Origin of the sequence: Nocardia amikacinitolerans (assembly GCF_900215415.1) — a bacterium.
GTDB classification, from domain to species: domain Bacteria; phylum Actinomycetota; class Actinomycetes; order Mycobacteriales; family Mycobacteriaceae; genus Nocardia; species Nocardia amikacinitolerans.
The window spans coordinates 24,766-40,845 of the sequence record NZ_OBEG01000001.1; the positions used below are offsets into that span (position 1 = coordinate 24,766).

14 protein-coding genes are annotated in these 16,080 nt (G+C 67.7%); 4 read left to right on the forward strand and 10 right to left on the reverse strand.

The genetic code is table 11. From position 1 onward, the window contains the following. The first annotated feature begins 42 nt into the window (after positions 1-42). A complete protein-coding gene (locus tag CRP45_RS00160; protein ID WP_097243281.1) occupies positions 43-627 on the forward strand; it encodes a TetR/AcrR family transcriptional regulator in 585 nt (194 codons plus the stop codon). Positions 628-698: 71 nt separating this feature from the next. On the opposite strand, the gene CRP45_RS00165 is transcribed toward CRP45_RS00160, so the two are convergent. Continuing rightward, entirely contained in the window at positions 699-2,786 is a 2,088-nt protein-coding gene (locus tag CRP45_RS00165) for a serine/threonine-protein kinase (RefSeq protein ID WP_097243282.1), read from the reverse strand. 272 nt (positions 2,787-3,058) lie between these two features. Between CRP45_RS00165 and CRP45_RS00170 the strand changes: the two genes are divergently transcribed. After that, positions 3,059-4,699 carry a GMC oxidoreductase gene (locus CRP45_RS00170; RefSeq protein ID WP_483869969.1) on the forward strand — a complete coding sequence of 547 codons (1,641 nt, stop codon included), beginning with the start codon at positions 3,059-3,061 and terminating at the stop codon, positions 4,697-4,699. 774 nt (positions 4,700-5,473) lie between these two features. Beyond that, a complete protein-coding gene (locus CRP45_RS00175) occupies positions 5,474-5,821 on the forward strand; it encodes an NAD(P) transhydrogenase subunit alpha part 2 (protein ID WP_067779359.1) in 348 nt (115 codons plus the stop codon). Positions 5,822-5,926: 105 nt separating this feature from the next. Here CRP45_RS00175 and CRP45_RS00180 read toward each other — a convergent pair whose 3' ends face one another. Genes CRP45_RS00180 through CRP45_RS00210 form a run of 7 tightly spaced genes read right to left on the reverse strand, consistent with a single transcriptional unit; the run spans position 5,927 to position 13,009 of the window. Further along, the gene (locus tag CRP45_RS00180) at positions 5,927-6,496 is read right to left on the reverse strand and encodes a TetR/AcrR family transcriptional regulator (RefSeq protein ID WP_097243284.1); all 570 of its coding nucleotides are present in this window, start codon (positions 6,494-6,496) and stop codon (positions 5,927-5,929) included. A gap of 53 nt (positions 6,497-6,549) precedes the next feature. Further along, a complete protein-coding gene (locus tag CRP45_RS00185; protein ID WP_097243285.1) occupies positions 6,550-7,761 on the reverse strand; it encodes an acetyl-CoA C-acetyltransferase in 1,212 nt (403 codons plus the stop codon). A 22-nt stretch (positions 7,762-7,783) separates the two neighbouring features. Next, positions 7,784-8,938 (reverse strand): acyl-CoA dehydrogenase family protein, encoded by a 1,155-nt coding sequence (locus CRP45_RS00190; RefSeq protein ID WP_097243286.1) that lies wholly within the window; start codon positions 8,936-8,938, stop codon positions 7,784-7,786. Then, a complete protein-coding gene (locus CRP45_RS00195; RefSeq protein WP_097243287.1) occupies positions 8,922-10,463 on the reverse strand; it encodes a 3-hydroxyacyl-CoA dehydrogenase in 1,542 nt (513 codons plus the stop codon). The genes CRP45_RS00190 and CRP45_RS00195 overlap by 17 nt, the downstream gene beginning before the upstream one ends. Beyond that, complete coding sequence (locus CRP45_RS00200; protein ID WP_097243288.1) at positions 10,463-11,248, reverse strand: enoyl-CoA hydratase-related protein; 786 nt, start codon at positions 11,246-11,248, stop codon at positions 10,463-10,465. The genes CRP45_RS00195 and CRP45_RS00200 overlap by 1 nt, the downstream gene beginning before the upstream one ends. A gap of 43 nt (positions 11,249-11,291) precedes the next feature. Continuing rightward, a complete protein-coding gene (locus CRP45_RS00205) occupies positions 11,292-12,077 on the reverse strand; it encodes a CoA-transferase subunit beta (protein ID WP_097243289.1) in 786 nt (261 codons plus the stop codon). After that, the gene (locus CRP45_RS00210; RefSeq protein ID WP_097243290.1) at positions 12,077-13,009 is read right to left on the reverse strand and encodes a CoA transferase subunit A; all 933 of its coding nucleotides are present in this window, start codon (positions 13,007-13,009) and stop codon (positions 12,077-12,079) included. The genes CRP45_RS00205 and CRP45_RS00210 overlap by 1 nt, the downstream gene beginning before the upstream one ends. A 106-nt stretch (positions 13,010-13,115) precedes the next feature. On the opposite strand from CRP45_RS00210, the gene CRP45_RS00215 reads away from it, so the two are divergent. Beyond that, positions 13,116-14,030, forward strand: coding sequence for a LysR substrate-binding domain-containing protein (locus CRP45_RS00215; protein ID WP_097243291.1), 915 nt, complete (start codon positions 13,116-13,118; stop codon positions 14,028-14,030). A gap of 6 nt (positions 14,031-14,036) precedes the next feature. On the opposite strand, the gene CRP45_RS00220 is transcribed toward CRP45_RS00215, so the two are convergent. Further along, positions 14,037-15,194, reverse strand: coding sequence for an acyl-CoA dehydrogenase family protein (locus CRP45_RS00220; protein ID WP_097243292.1), 1,158 nt, complete (start codon positions 15,192-15,194; stop codon positions 14,037-14,039). 95 nt (positions 15,195-15,289) lie between these two features. Beyond that, the gene (locus CRP45_RS00225; protein WP_097243293.1) at positions 15,290-16,048 is read right to left on the reverse strand and encodes a DUF8020 domain-containing protein; all 759 of its coding nucleotides are present in this window, start codon (positions 16,046-16,048) and stop codon (positions 15,290-15,292) included. Positions 16,049-16,080 lie beyond the last annotated feature (32 nt).

Consider the following 16,080-nt stretch of genomic DNA (forward strand, 5'->3'; position numbering starts at 1 on the left):
GCCGCGACGGATGCGAATGCCGGGCGTTGCTAGCGTGGACGAATGGGGCGTCCGCGGCAGTTCGACGAGTCGGCGCTGCTCGATGTCGCCATCGAATTGTTCTGGACCGACGGGTTCGACGGCACCTCGGTCGAGGGTGTGTCGAGCGCCTCCGGTGTCGGCAACGGCAGCATCTACGCCGCCTACGGCAGCAAAATGGGGTTGTTCCTCACGGCTTTCCGCCGATACTGCGAGCGGAGGGCCGAGTTGGTGCATGAGGTGCTGCGCGCCACTCCCGGTCCGCCGCGCGCGGCTGTGCGCGCATTCTTCGACGCGGTGATCGCGGACTGTCTCGCGCACCGGAACCGGCGGGGGTGCTTGATGCTCAACAGCATCGGGCAGCTCGGGCACCGGGTTCCGGAGGTTATCGCTATCGCCGAGCGGACGACCGCACGGATGGAGACCCATGTCGCCGAGCGCCTCCGGGCCGACATCCCGCGAAAGCTGCTGGACCAGAACGAATTAGCCGCGCTCAGCTCCCACGTCGTTCTGGTTTCCCAGGGGCTGATCCAGCTGAGCCGCCTGGACGTCTCTCGCCAGCGTCTGTACGACGTCGCCGACATCTCATGTGCCGCAATACCGCAATGAAGTACTAGTGCCTCGAGAAGGTTGGTTCTGTCGGGCGCCGCACCAGACGAGCCGCAACCGGGGGCGGAGATTCACTCGGGGAACTCATGCGACATCGAACTCGATCGCTTCTCGACGACCTGCTCGAGGGCTCGCAGGTCTGCCTCCAGCTTTCGGAACAGCCAATATGCGGCCACGAATGCGAGCCCGGTGATCGCGCACAACCACAGCACCGAATCCAGGATGCGCACAACCTCGTCGGGCTCGAGGCCGCTGAATCCGGTAAGTACGCCGACCAAGGGCACTGATGCGGCAATGCCGAGGTAGACGGTGCTTCTTCGGCGTAGTGCGCGCAGGTGGGCGGCATCGCGAGCCGCCGTGTGGCCATAGCGCAAGTAGGTCGGGTACACGCAGCGGACGGTGTAGAACGTCTGCAGGAAGAACGAGTAGGCGACCGAGATCGCGCCGCACACCAGCACCAGCGCCGCCGAATGGACCAGCAGCCGCGTGGGAGCGGAGGCGATCGTGGCTAGCATTGCCACCCACACCCCCGCGCCGATCGTGCAATACACGAGAGTGTGCATCGAGTCGAGGTCGCCCCAGCGCAGGGTGCGCGACCGGACCCGGGCCAGCATCGCCTCGTCGTAGCGTCTGCCCTTGCGCAGGCCGCGGGGCACCGCGATCAGATGCCGCGACAGGTAGGACCAGGTCACAACGGACATAGGCCAGGCGATCAGATAGAAGACGTTCATGAGCAGTATGAGCTGCGCTCTGGTGGCCTCGGACACACCCTCGCTGCCGAACTGCAGGTTGTGCCCGTACAGGTAGACCGCCGCCAGCCCGACGCCGAGCACCGCGGCGAGCCAATGGATCGGGATCGAGTGGTGCGAAAGACGTGCCCGCCAACTCTTCTCGGGCGGATAGACCAGGTCGCGGGCGCGGGAGTCGAGGCACAGATCCAGCTGCCGGGCCAGTTCCGAACCACTGGCGTAGCGGTGCTCGCGGTCCGGCGATAGGCACGCCAGCAGCACCTGGCGCAGCGCTTCGGGACAATCGGGTGGAAGCTCCGACAGGTACTGCGGATCGATGGGCCGGCGTCGCAGTTCGAGCATGCGGGCCAGCGACGTCTCCGACATGCCGGCGAACTCCTCGTCCGCAAACGGGATGCGGCCGGTGAGCAGCGCCCACAGCATCACGGCCAGCGCGAAGATGTCGCTTCGGGTGTCGAGGTCGCCAGCAGTCCTCGGCAGCTCCGGATGGCACGCTTCGAGCTGTTCGGGCGACATGTACGCCAGCGATCCGCCGAAGTACGCCAGGGGGCTGGTGCCCCGGACGTGTCGGCTGAAGCTGACGTTGAAGTCGGCCAGTTTGGGTATGCCCTCGGCGCTCAGCAGCACGTTTGCCGGTTTGATGTCGCGATGCAGCACCCCGCGTTCGGCGGCGTGCCCGAGCGCGTCGGCAAGCCGACGACCCAGCCAGGCGACCGTTTCCGGCCACGTCAGTGCCGCGATCCGGGCCCGCACCGCCGAATCGGTGGGACGAACCTCGCCCTTGGCCTCGAGAACTCGGTCGATGGCATCGAGCAGCACCTGCCCACTTCGGGCTGCCACCGGGGTCGATCGAAGCTGCTGCAGCACGTCGAGCAGCGTGCCTCCCGGCAGGTACTGCATGTAGAGCAGCTTCAGCTCGCCGTCGGCGATGAGTCGCTGGTCGAAGATCCGGACGATGTACTCGTGGTCCAGCTGGGCCAGGGTCTGCGGCTCGGTGCCATGGTTGTGCGAGATCTTGACCGCGACCAGCCGCTGCATCGATCGCTGCCGCGCGAGATACACGCGGGCGAATGCACCCTGCCCGATCATCGTCAACAGGTCGAAGTCGCCGACTTGGTCGCCCGGGTTGATGGACTCGAGGGCGACCCGGACGCTCGGGCGAGCAATCATCGTGCTGCGATAGTCGCTGGCGTCCGGCTGGGCCGTAGATGTGGCGATCTCCGTTGGCGCGGGCTTTGTGGCCTCGGGCGCCTTCGACTCCGCGCCCTCGACACGGTGCGAGCTGCGGCGCAGGGCGTGGTATTCCTCGTAGACAAGGTCCGCGGGGGGAGGGCCGTCCCGCAGTTCGGCGAACTGCTCGCAATACTCGGCGAGGCGTTTGGAAAGCTCTTCCTCGAGGGCGGGATGCATGGCTCAATCCTCTGCCTAAGTAATGTCACGCCGACACGACACCTTGGGTGCGGGAATGCCCACCTTGGGGTGCGATGGATCACCCCAGGTCCACGTGTTGCCCGACGGTCGGGAACCTCGGCGTCGATGGCCTCGATGGCGGTGAACATTCTGTTCACACTTCTTTTGTCGGTCCAAGATCGAAAGTTTTCCGGCTTGGCCGGAATGTTCCGCGCAGGCGGTTTCGCGTCGCTATAACAGGTTCCAATCCAAGACTCGATGAGGAGCCTGCGTTGCCTGTTCGTACCCATGAAATTCCTGTTGGTAGTCGGTCCGGGCGGGGGGTGAGCAGGCGCGTATTTCTAGCTGCAACGGGTTTCACCGTTGGCGCCGCGCTGATGGGGAAATCGATGGCGCGGGCAACCGCGGCGCCGCTCGCGGATGGGGAGAAGGTTCCCGCGCTCGTCATCGGCAGCGGATACGGGGGATCGGTCGCCGCACTGCGGCTCGCGCAGGCGGGGGTGGAGGTGACCGTGGTGGAGATGGGCATGTCGTGGACGACGCCCGGCTCCGACGGGAAGATCTTCTGTCCCGTGCTGAAGCCCGATGGGCGGTCCTACTGGCTGCGTGATCGCACCGATCAGCCGGTCGGCTACTTCGCGGGCAGCAGCTACAACAAGGACATCGAAAGGTACACGGGCGTCCTGGATTCCGAGCAGTTCAGCGGGATTCGCGTCTACCAGGGCCGTGGCGTCGGCGGTGGCTCGTTGGTCAATGGCGGCATGGCGGTGACGCCCAAGCGGGAGAACTTCGCGGCCATCCTGCCCTCGGTGAACGCCGACGAGATGTACAACGTCTATTACCCGCGCGCCAATACCGGTCTGGGCGTGAACAATATCGACCGGACCTGGTTCGAGAGCGCGGAGTGTTACCAATTCGCCCGCGTGGGGCGCAAACACGCGGAACGCTCGGGCTTCGGGTGGACCTTCGTGCCGAATGTCTACGACTTCGAATACATGAAGAAGGAGCAGGCCCAGCAGGTCACCCGATCGGCACTGGCCGGTGAGGTGATCTACGGCAACAATCACGGCAAACGATCGCTGGACAAGACGTATCTGGCCGCGGCAACCGGAACCGGCAAGGTGCGCATCACGCCCATGCACACCGTCACCGCCGTATCGCCCACGGAGGGCGGCTATCGAGTCGAGATAAAAGAGATCAACACTAGTGGCGGCACGGTGGCGACCAAAGCCGTTGTGGCGCAGAAAGTGTTCTTCGCGGCGGGCAGTATCGGCACCTCGAAGCTGCTGGTCGCCATGAAGGCGCAGGGCAAACTGCCTGACCTGCCCGATGCCGTCGGCAAGAAGTGGGGCAACAACGGCAATGTGATGGTGGGCCGCGCCAATCACATGTGGGACGCCACCGGCGTGCTGCAATCCAGCATGCCGTGCCTGGGCATCGACAACTGGGCCGACGCGGGCGGCCCTGCCTTCGCCGAGGTAGCGCCATTCCCTGCGGGGCTGGAGACCTATGTCAGCCTTTACCTGGCTATCACGAAGAACCCGAATCGGGCTCAGTTCACGTTCAATTCGGGTACCGGCAAGGTCGATCTGAACTGGCAGACCTCGCAGAACCAGTACGCCATCGACGCCGCCAAGCGCATCTTCGACAAGATCAACGCGAAGGAGGGGACGATCTACCGGACCGACCTCTTCGGCGTCTACAAGACCTGGGGCGACGACTTCACCTATCACCCGCTGGGCGGTTGCGTGCTCAACGAGGCGACCGACAACTACGGTCGGTTGCCCGGGTACACCGGGCTCTATGTCATCGACGGTTCGCTGATTCCGGGTAATACCAGCGTCAATCCGTTCGTGACCATTACCGCTCTGGCGGAACGGAATATCGAAAACATCGTCGCCAGCGATTTGTAACCGCGACATGCGGCCGCGGATTCATCGACCTGCGGCCGGGCCGTCGCGGCGAACAACGCCGAGCGGCCGATAGTCCTGCCGCATCTTCGTCGGGGGACTCCGACACGGCCGAGACGGTAGATCTCGATATGGACTCCAGGCCGGATGTGTTGCGCTGCAATGCATCCGGTCCTCATCGGCCAGCAAACTCGGCCAGCGATGTTCACCCACGCCTCGCTTTCGAATTGCCTGCTGTTAAGCTCGGTCCGCTCGATCTGCAACAAGGGGGGGAAGTCTGTGCGCGGCAAGTCATCTGGAAATCTCGGTGCCAACGGACGTCGCATGTCGCGGCGCGTGGCGTATGCGCTGCCGGCAGCGGTGGCCGCATCGCTTCTCGCCACGGGGTGCGGGTCTACCCAACCGAAGGCGCCCAAGCCCCCGACAACGGTCACCACGACCGCGCCGCGGACCACAGCACCCACTACCCAGTCGACGCCGTCGCAACCGAACACGGCGACCAAACCCCAGACAACTACCACGGAGCGCGGTGGTCTCGGGGGATCCAGTGGTGGCAGCGGCAGCGGCAGCTGAACCAAACCTCCAGCGCACCTCGCCGCGTATGGCTGTGCTCGCCTTCTCCCGCACACTGTTTCGCGAGAAGATGGTGTCATGACGACGCAAAGCAGCCCTGGCGGATCCGCGTCCGGGTCGCCCCGGGATCACCTGCTCGCACGAGTCCGTCTGGCGCGGAACAAGTTTCGGCGTGGGTCAGTCGGCTGGTCGGTGGCACACCATGTGAGTCTCATCGGGGCGGCCGTCCTGAGTGCTGCTGCCGCACTGGCAATCCAGATCCCGGACCCACCGCAGGCCGACCTCGCGGCGATCTGCGCGACTGTCGCCGCCTTGCTGTCCACGCTCAATATCGTCGGGGGCTTCGAAACGAAATGGCAGGCGAACCGGAACGCGTTTTACGACCTGGACAGTCTGCTATTGGACGCAGACGACCCCGCGACTTCCCTCGAAGACATCCGGAAAGGCTACAAGCACGCCGTCTACGCGCAGCGAATGACATGGATCGCGCCATCCATGCGCGGATTGGAACACGAGAAGACGGCACTACCCGCTGATCGCGCAGCCGATTGATGGACTCGAGCGGTACGACGCGAATTCGCAGGCGGGACGCCCCAACGGATTCCCCTGCACCGAACTCCGACTGTCGCGGGCCTGGAGATCGTCGACCCGTCCGGGCTATGAGCCGGGGCGCGGTAGCGCGCCACTGAGGACTGCGCGGATGTGGTCCGGGTCGGCTTCGTGGCCGTCGAGAAGGACGGCTGTACACAGTCCGTCGCACAAGGCGATGAAGGGTTCGATCGCGGCAGGATCGTTGGTCTGCGTCCGGGCGAGTTCCGCGACACTGTCGCGCCAGCTTCGCGCCGCGGGGCGCAGAGCGGGTCGGCGAGCCGCCAGGGTCGCGAGTTCGCGTTCGGCGAGTGCCCGCTCACGGCCGGGGCCGCCGGACTCGGCGATGAGCCTGGCGAGCCCGTCCAGCGGATCGTCCTCGGTGTCGACGAGTTGGCGAATGCGCTGCGTGTAGGCGTCCGTGACGCTGGTCAGGGCCGCCACCAGCAGGTCGTCCAGGGTGGCGAAGTAGTAGAGGGTCAGGCTGGTGGTGATGCCTGCCTCTTTGGCGACGGTTCGGTGGGTCACGCCGGCGGCGCCGTCGCGGTGCACGATCGCGAGTGTCGCCTCGATGATCTGGGCTCGACGGCGTTCGCCGCGCAGTTTGCGGCCATCGACAGTGTCCTGTTCAACCACCATGGTCCTCTCGCCGATCGCCGCCGCGGGTCGACCGGTGACGGCGTAGGCCGGGATCAGGGCAGGCGTTCGAAGATCGCGGCGAGGCCTTGGCCGCCGCCGATGCACATCGTCTCCAGCCCGTATCTCGCTTGGCGGCGGTCCATTTCGCGGAGGAGGGTGGTGAGGATGCGGGCTCCGGTGGCGCCGACGGGGTGGCCGAGGGAGATGCCGGAGCCGTTGGGGTTCAACCGCGGGTCGTCGGGGGCGAGGTTCCAGTGGTGGAGGACGGCGAGGGCTTGGGCGGCGAAGGCCTCGTTGAGTTCGATGACGTCCATGTCGGCGAGGGTGAGGCCCGCGCGGGTGAGGGCGCGTTCGGTTGCCGGGACGGGGCCGATGCCCATGGTGCGGGGGGCGACGCCTGCGACTGACCAGGAGACGAGGCGGGCGAGTGGGCTGAGGCCGAGTTTGCGGGCGTGCTCGGGTGTGGTGACAACGCAGAGGGCGGCGCCATCGTTTTGGCCACTGGAATTGCCTGCGGTGACCGTGGATTCGGGGTCGATCGAGGAGCGAATCGGCCGCAGTGCGGAGAGCGCTTCCACGGTGGTGTCGGCGCGCGGGTGCTCGTCGGTGTCGACGACTATTGGAGTCGAACGACGTTGTGGGACAGTGACTCCGACGATTTCCTCGGCGAATCGCCCCGCTCGCTGCGCGGCTACAGCGCGTTCGTGCGAGAGCACAGCTAGTGCGTCTTGGTCCGCTCGGCTGATCGCATATTCGGCGCGCAAGTTCTCCGCGGTTTCGATCATTCCGCCCGGTACGGGGAAGTCGCGGCCGCCCGCGGTGACTCGGGCTCTGGCGAGGCGGTCGGCCAGAGCAACACCGTCGCCCTTGACGCCCCAGCGCATTCCGGTCGCGTAGAACTCGGTTTGGCTCATCGATTCCACGCCGCCAGCGAGCACGAGATCGCTGCTGCCGGTGGCGACTTGGAGGCAGGCTTGAATGACCGCTTGGAGGCCGGAGCCGCAGCGCCGGTCGACCTGGAGGCCGGGGACGTCGATGCCGAGGCCCGCGTCGAGGGCGGCGATCCGGCCGATGGCGGGGGCTTCGCCGTTGGGGGAGGCTTGGCCGAGGATGACGTCGTCGATGGAGGAGCCGTCGATGCCGGTGCGGCGTACGATTTCCGTGATGACGGTGGCGGCGAGTTGTTGGGGCGGAATGTCTTTGAGCACACCACCGAATCGGCCGACCGGGGTGCGCAGTGGTTCGCAGATGACTGCGTGGGGCATTGTTGTCCTTCGGAAAGAGCGGTTACATCGCGTCGATGCCGGTGAGGGCGCGGCCGATGATGAGTTTCTGGAGCTGGCTGGTGCCCTCGTAGAGGGTGAGGACTCGGGCGTCGCGCAGGTATTTGCCCATCGGGTATTCGTCGATGAAGCCGTAGCCGCCGAAGACCTGTAGGCAGTTGTTGCTCACCCGCACGGCGGTTTCGCTGGCCGCGAGCTTGGCCATGGAGGAGGCGAGCTGCACCTCGTCGCGGGAAGCTCCGGCGTCGACGAGGGCGGCGGCCTTCCAGGTCAGCAGGCGGGCGGATTCGACGTCCAACGCGGAGTCGGCGAGCAGCTCCTGGACCAGTTGTTTGGTGGCGATGGGCTTGCCGAACTGGGTGCGTTCGGTCGAGTAGCGCACCGCGGCGTCGAGTGCCGCTTGCGCGACGCCGACGCTGCCCGCGGCCACGGAGATGCGTCCTTTGGTCAAGGCGCCGAGGGCGATGCCGAGGCCCTTACCGACGGCGCCGAGGCGCGCCGAGTCGGGCACCCGGACTTGGTCCAGCGACAGCGCGGCCGTCGCCTGTCCGCGCAACCCGAGCTTGCCGTGGATGGTCGTCGCGGTGAAACCCGGTGTGTCCGTGGGCACGAGGAAGGCGGTGATGCCTTTGCCGCCCTCGGCCGAGGTGCGGGCGAACACCAAAGCGACCTTGGCCCAGGTGCCGTTGGTGATGAACATCTTCTCGCCGGAGATCACCCAGTCGTCGCCGTCGCGCACCGCCTTGGTGCGTAGCGAGGCGGCGTCGGAACCGCTGTCGGGTTCGGTGAGCGCGAAGCAGCCGAGCGCGCGGCCGGCGGTGAGTTCGGGAAGCCACTGGCGTTTCTGCGCGTCGGTGCCGTGCGCCGCAATCGATTTGGTGACGAGGCCGAGCGAGACCGACACGATTCCGCGCACCGCGGAGTCGCCGCGACCGAGCTCCTCGCAGACCAGGATGTAGGAGAGCATGTCGACCTCGGTGCCGCCGAATTCCTCGGCGATGCCGAGCCCGAGGAAGCCGAGTTCGCCGAGTCGTTCGACGATGGCCAAGTCGACGGTCTCGGCGCGGTCCCAGTCGCGCGCGTGCGGGACGATCTCGGTGTCGACGAAATCGGCGGCCAGCGTGCGGATCTCGCGGTGGGTGTCATCGAGAACGAACATCGGTTCCTCGGTTCGTGAGCAGGTCTTCGGGGCGGGTGCCTCTGGCGTGCAGGGGGATACGCTGCTCCGCGCGGGTGCGCAGCCAGGGGCTGACCCGGTAGCGGGGATCGCGGGTGTAGGCGTAGAGGCCGTCGAGTATCGCGGTGACGCGCTCGGCGCCGACGGATTCGCCGAGTTCCAGCGGTCCGAGCGGATAGCCGAGACCGAGGCGCGCACCGCGATCGATGTCCTCGGGTGTGCCGATGCCGTGCTCGGCGAGGGCGCTCGACAGGTTCACGATCGCGGCCAGGATTCGTTGCGCGACAGGGGCGGTGCCGTCCGCGGTCGGCGTCGGCTGGTAACCCGCCGCGGCCAGAACGCGCAGCGCGGGCGCTGTGGCGAGCGGGTCGGCGGCGGCGGGCACGACGACGGTGAGTCGGCCGCGATCGAGTCCGAGCGGATCGATGCCGAGCGTGCGTGCGGGGTCGAGGCCGTAGCGTGCGGCGAGCCGGTACGTCGGTTCGCCGACCGGAAGGACGAGCGAAATCGCCTCGGCGCTTGGCGCTTCGAGCACTGTCGCGCCGGACGCACGCAGTCTTTCCGCGAAATCGGGGTGGTCGTGCACGTGGACCGCGGTGGCCCCGGCATCCGGCTCGAGGTCCGGCTCGGCCGGGATCAGCGGTGCGCCATCCTCGTAGCGATAGAACCCTTCGCCTGTCTTTCGTCCGAGCAGACCGGCGGCGACGCGAGTGGCCGCGATGGGGGAGGGGCGCAGCCGGGGATCACCGTAGAACCCCGCGGAGACGGTCTCCATCACGGGATGGCTGACGTCCAACCCGGTCAGGTCCATCAGCTCGAACGGGCCCATTCGCAAGCCGAGGGTGTCGCGGACGATCCGGTCGATATCGGCGGGCGCGGCGATCTGTTCGGACAGGATGGCCAGCGCCTCGCTGGGCAGGGCGCGCCCGATGTGATTGACCAAGAACCCGGGGGTGTCCCGCGCCAGAATCGGAGTGTGGCCGAGGCGTTCTACGAAAGCGGTTGCAGCAGAGGTCAATTCGGAGGGAGTCCGCATTCCCGGCACGACCTCCACCAGCGACATCAGCGGCACCGGGTTGAAGAAGTGCAGCCCGATCAGCCTGGAGGGCTCGCGCAGCGCCGACGCGATGGCGGTGATGGACAGCGAACTGGTGTTGGAGGCGAGCACGGCGTTCGGCGTCGCGGTCTCCAGGTCGGCGAAGATCGCCTGCTTGACCGGGAGCTTCTCGACCACGGCCTCGATCACGAGATCGATGTCGGGGGAGGGGGCGGTCGGCGCCACGCCCGCGGTGAGCCGCGCGAGGATGGCCGCGGCCTCGTCGGCGCTGCGCTTTCCCTTGTCGACGGACCGCTGGATCATCGTCGCGACGAACTCGAGCGCGGCGGGCACCGCGGCGTCGTCGGCGTCGGTCAGCTCGACCTGGTATCCGGCGGTCGCGGCGACCTGGGCGATGCCGCGCCCCATCGCGCCCGCGCCGACGATGCGGATGCGTTCGATCGGTTCCATCAGTGTCCTTCGTAGGTCGGGGACCGCTTGGCGAGGAAGGCCGCGATGCCCTCCGCGTGATCGTCGGTGTCGAACAACATCTGAAAAGTGGTGCGCTCCAAAGCGATCGCGGTGTTCAGCGGAGCGTTCTCGGCGTGCCGCGCGATGCCGCGAATCGCGCGGACGTTCAACGGCGGCTGACGCAGAATGGTCGCCGCGAGCTCGACGGCCGCGTCCACAGCGGTGCCGTCGGGCACGATGTCGGCGACGATACCGATCTGCTGAGCGGTGGCGGCGTCGATCGGTTCGCCGGTCAACACCATGCGCAGGGCGCGGGCCCGGCCGGCCCGCTGCACGAGGCGGCTCAGTCCGCCCGCGCCCGGAATGAGCCCGACCCGAATCTCCGGCTGCCCGAACCGCGCCGAGGCGCCCGCGACCACGAGATCGCACGCCATGGCGAGTTCGCATCCGCCGCCGAACGCGTAGCCTTCGACCGCGGCGAGCACGGGGGTGCCGAGCTCGTCGAGCACCGAGAACACCTTGCCGGTCTCCTGGGCGAGCAGATCGGTCGGACGGTAGGTGCTCATCTCCTTCAGATCCGTGCCCGCGACGAAAACGCCCGCGTCCCCGGTCAGGACGATGGCGCGGACGGCGGGATCGGCGTCGGCCGCCGAAAGCTCCTGGGCGAGCAGTGTTTTGGTCGGCAGATTCAGCGCGTTGCGGGCCTGCGGCCGGGAGATGCGCAGCACCCGGATGCCCGCGTGCTCGCCGGAGAGGTCGGCGCGGAGGACGGAGTTCTCGCTCATGCCGAGACCTCGCTCGGCACGCAGTGGTCCATGATCGGTTCGCTCATCGGAGATACACCCTGGTCGGATCGATGGTGGTGCGCAGCAGGTCGAGCTCTGCCGCGGTCGGGGGTTCGGTGGCGGTGACGGCGCCCGCCACCCGAAGCGGCCAGCCGGTGGCGGCCAGCACTTGCTCGACGGAGACGCCGGGATGTGTTGCGGCCAAAACCAATTCGCGGTCGGCATCCGCCGTGAGCACACCGAGCGGAGTGATCACGGTCGTCACGCCGCGCCCACGGGTGCGCACCCGCGGCTCGGCTCGGCGCGCCACCGACGGCGCCGGGCTGGTGGTGAAATCGAGCCGGTCGACGAACGAACGCGGGTCGTGTCGGCGCAGGACCACGAAAACCTCGTCCGAGTTCGCCATCACCTCGCTGGCTCCACCCGCGCCGGGCAACCGGGCGGCCGGTGCCGCGTAGTCGCCGATCACGGTGCTGTTGAGGCTGCCCCAGCGGTCGATCTGGGCCGCGCCGAGGAAGCCGACGTCGATGTAGCCGCCCTGGAGGACGTACCCGAACAGGGCGTGCATCCCGAGGATCGCCTCGGACCCGGTGGCCAGCGGGGCGTCGCCGATGGTCTGGGGCAGGCGCGGGGGATGCGCCCCGCAGACACCTGACTCGTACACCTGCTCGAGGTCGGGTGAGGTGGTCGCGCGCGCCAGCGCCACGGCGAGGGTCGGCAGGCCGATTCCGGCGAAGACCCGGCGTTTGCCGCGCAGATGGCGGGCGCTGAGGACGGTCAGCAGCTCGCTGGTGGTAGGGGCGAGCTCCATGGGTGCTGTGCTGGTCATCAGGCACATCCGTAGTCGACGGGCTGGGACATGGCGGGCTCCGGGATGAGGCGATCGAAGTAGCCGGGGCCGAGCTTCTCCAGGTAGGCGGCATGATCGGGCAGGTCGTAGACCCATTCGCACAACCAGCGATCCAGCGCGGCGGAATCCCTGCTGATCTCGGGCCAGGACCGGTAGAAGTCGTTGTCGCGGTCGTAGTAGCCCTGCGCGTAGGAGGGGTGCGCGCCGCGCGGGCACTCGACAACCGCGTCGACCACGAAGCCGGGAATCACGGTGCGGTTCGGGTCGGCGCGGATCACCTCGTCCTCGACGATCTCCTCGACCACCACGATGGTGCGCGCCGAGGCGAAAGCGATTTCCTGGAGCGGGCCGAGAATGCCCCACGCCTGCACATTGCCCGCGCGGTCCGCCCGCTGCGCGTGCAGGATCGCGACGTCGGGCCGAATAGGTGGAACCACGTAGATCTCCTCGACGCCGCCGTCCGAGGCGGGATACGGCGAGGTCACCTTGGCGATGCGCGGATTGTGCGCGGGCAGATCGCCGCCCGCGTACGAACGCACCGGATAGAAGGGCAGATTCGCGGCCCCGGCGAGGTAGCGGGCGAGCAGGCCGTAGTGGCTGTACTCCTCGATCTCCAGTCCGCGCGGATCACGGCGCTCGACGGCCCTGCGGATGGCGTGCAGCGAGCCGACCGAGCTGTTGCCGGTGAACGAGAAGATCATCTTGCGCGCCACGCCCGCCGCGACCAGTTGGTCGAAGACGATATCGGGCGTCATCCTGACCAGCGTCAACTCGCGCCTTCGCTGCCGGATCAGCTCGTGACCAGCGGCGACCGGGATCAAATGGGTGAATCCCTCCAAGGCCACGGTCGCGCCGTCCTCGACGAACGCGGCGATCGCCTCGCGCATCGTGAGCTGCTTGGACGGGGACATCGGGCTCCTTCCTTCGGATCGATCCTCACGGTGCCTTGTTCGACCGATATAGTCCAATACTCAATTCGCAATGCAGTGATACCGATTCTTACCTAATGGGGTCGTCGTGGAGTTTCGCCATCTCGCCGGGTTCGTCGCCGTCGCCGAGGAGTTGCACTTCGGCCGCGCGGCCGAGCGCCTGCACATGGCCCAGCCGCCGCTGAGCCAGCAGATCCGGGCGTTGGAGAAGGAGCTCGGGGTCGCGCTGTTCGAGCGCAATACCCGCTCGGTGCGGCTGACCGCCGCGGGCGAGGTGCTGCTGCCGCACGCGCGCACGGTTCTCGACGCCGTCGAGGTGGCTCGGCGCGCGGCGGTCGCGTCCGGGCGCGGCGAGGTCGGCAGGGTCTCGATCGGCTTCGCGGGCGCGAGCAGTCACGAGGCGCTGCCGACGCTGACCAGGGCGGTGCGGGCCGCGCATCCCGGTATCGAAGTGCGTCTGCGCGGACAGACCTACGCGGGCGCCGCGCTCAACCTGGTCGCCGCGCGCGAGCTGGATCTCGGCTTCGTCCGGCTGCCGGTGCGGCGCGAGGGCGTGGCGGTGCGGGTCATCCAGTACGAACGGCTGGTCGCCGCGCTGCCCGCCGAGCACCCGCTCGCCGACGCCCCCGACATCGATGTCGCGGACCTGGCCGACGACGCCTTCGTCACCTTCCCCGGCACGCAGGGCTCGAGCGTGCGCGACCATCTGGTGCGCACGGCGCTCGACGCCGGGTTCACGCCGCGCATCGTGCAGGAGGCGCCGGACTCGTACACCATCCTCGATTTGGTCGCCGCGGGCGTCGGTGTGACGCTGACGCTCTCCTCGGTGCAGCACATCCACCGCACCGGCATGGTCTACAAGGAACTGCGTGGCGACGTCCCCGCGCTCGCGTCCGCCCTGGCTTGGCGGGCCGACAACACCTCCCGCGCGCTGGCCGCCGTGCTCGAGGTGGCCGAGGAGGTGTTGCCGACACCGCCCGATCCGACGCCGCGCGGGCGCTGAGATCCCTTACAGCCCCATATCTTTGGCGATGATCATGCGCATGACCTCGCTGGTTCCGCCGTAGATCCGGTTGACGCGGTTGTCGGCGTAGAGGCGGGCGATCGGATATTCGGTGATGTAGCCGTAGCCGCCGTGCAGCTGGAGGCAGCGGTCGATCACGCGAGAGGCGGTTTCGGTGCAGAACAGCTTCGCCGAGGCGGCGTCGGCGGCGGTCAGCTCACCGCGGTCGTGCGCGGCGAGTGCGCGATCCACCACGGCTTCGGCCGCGTCCACTTCGGCGCGGCAGGCCGCCAGCTCGAATTTCGTGTTCTGGAAGCTGGCCACCGGCTTAGCGAAAACCAAACGGTCCCTGGTGTAGTGGTGCGCGAACCGCACGGCTGCCTTGGCTTGGGCGTAGGCGCCGACGGCGATGCTGAGCCGCTCCTGCGGCAGGTTCTGGCCGAGGTAGGAGAACCCCCGGTGTTCCTCGCCGAGCAGATCCTCGACCGGAACCCGGACGTCGGTGAAGGTGAGTTCGGCGGTGTCGGAAACCTTCAGGCCCAGCTTGTCCAGCTTGCGGCCGACGGAGTAGCCGGGAGAGCTCGTGTCCACCACGAGCAGGGACAGACCGTAGCGGCGGTCTTCCGCCGTCGAGGGCGCGGTGCGCGCGCACACGATGACGCGGTCCGCGTGCACGCCGCCGGTGATGAAGGTCTTGGCGCCGTTGAGCACATAGTGCGTGCCGTCCTCGGACAAGGTCGCGGTGGTGCGGATGCCCGCGAGATCCGAACCGGTGCCCGGCTCGGTCATGGCGATGGCGAACATGATGTCGCCGCTGACGAAGCCGGGCAGCCAGCGCTGCTTCTGCTCCTCGGTGGCCAGCGCCTTGAGGTACGGAAGGCACAGCGACACATGGACACTGGAGCCGCCGAAGGACACCGCGGCGCGCGCGATCTCCTCGGTGAGCACGGCCTGGAAGGAGAACGATTCGATCCCGGCGCCGCCGTACTCGGTGGGAACCTCGATGCCGAACACGCCGAGCTCGCCGAGCTTGCGATAGAAGTCGCGGGGCACGATGCCGTCGGCGTACCACTTGTCGTATTCCGGGACGACCTCGGATTCGATGAACGACCGGACGGTCTCCCGGAACGCCTCGTGGTCGGCCTCGAAAACTGTTCTGCGCACGCTGATTTCCTTCCTCGTCGGGCGGCGCCTTGCACCGCCGCGCAGGCCTGCCCGGCGGTGCGCCGGACAGGCCTGCGGATCTTCTTGTGGCGGTGTTACTTCGGGGGAGCCGGAACCGAGGGGTCCTTGCAGTAGGGCAGTTCCGGCGGGCAGGGGGTCAGGATGGTGGAGAAGTACTGGAACGCCGAGAACAGCGCGATCGGACCACCTACCGTGATGAGGCCGACCATGGCTCCTACCGCGCCCAGTGTCGCCGCGCCGAGCACGCACCCGGCGATGGTCGCGCCGACCCAGGGGAGCAGCAGCGCGATCACCGGGCTGGCGACCGTCGCGCCCGCCGCACCGCCGAGCAGACAGCCGACGCCGCCGCCGAGCACCGCGCCGACGACGGCGCTCACCGCGGCGCTGATGGTCATCCGCTGGGCGAACACGCCGAGCGCGGATTGGTCACGCGGAGTGAAGGATTCGGCCACTTGCTTGGCGGCCTGCTCCGTACTGACGACCTCGTGTGCCGCCACCGCCGTCACCGGTGTTCCGCCCTCGCGGGAGGGCGTCAGAATCGCGCTGTCGCCCTCGATGCGGGCCGCGATGGGATAGGCCATGGCGTCCATGCGGTAGGTGAGCGGCACCGCCGCGACCGGCGTGTCGTCCGCGGCGGTGACCACCAGCTGGTCCGCGACGACGCGCAACTTGCCGTCGCCGACCTTCACCACGGCGGAATCGCCCTGGCGGGTCACCTCGTAGTGCACCTCACGCTGTTCCGGCGCGGGCTGGGCGTTGGTGATGCCCGCGCCGCCGACACCGACGGCGACGGCCGCCAGAGCTGCGGTAACGACGCTGTTTCGCAGTTTCATTTTGATCCTCATCGATCGGTTTTCATCGTGCT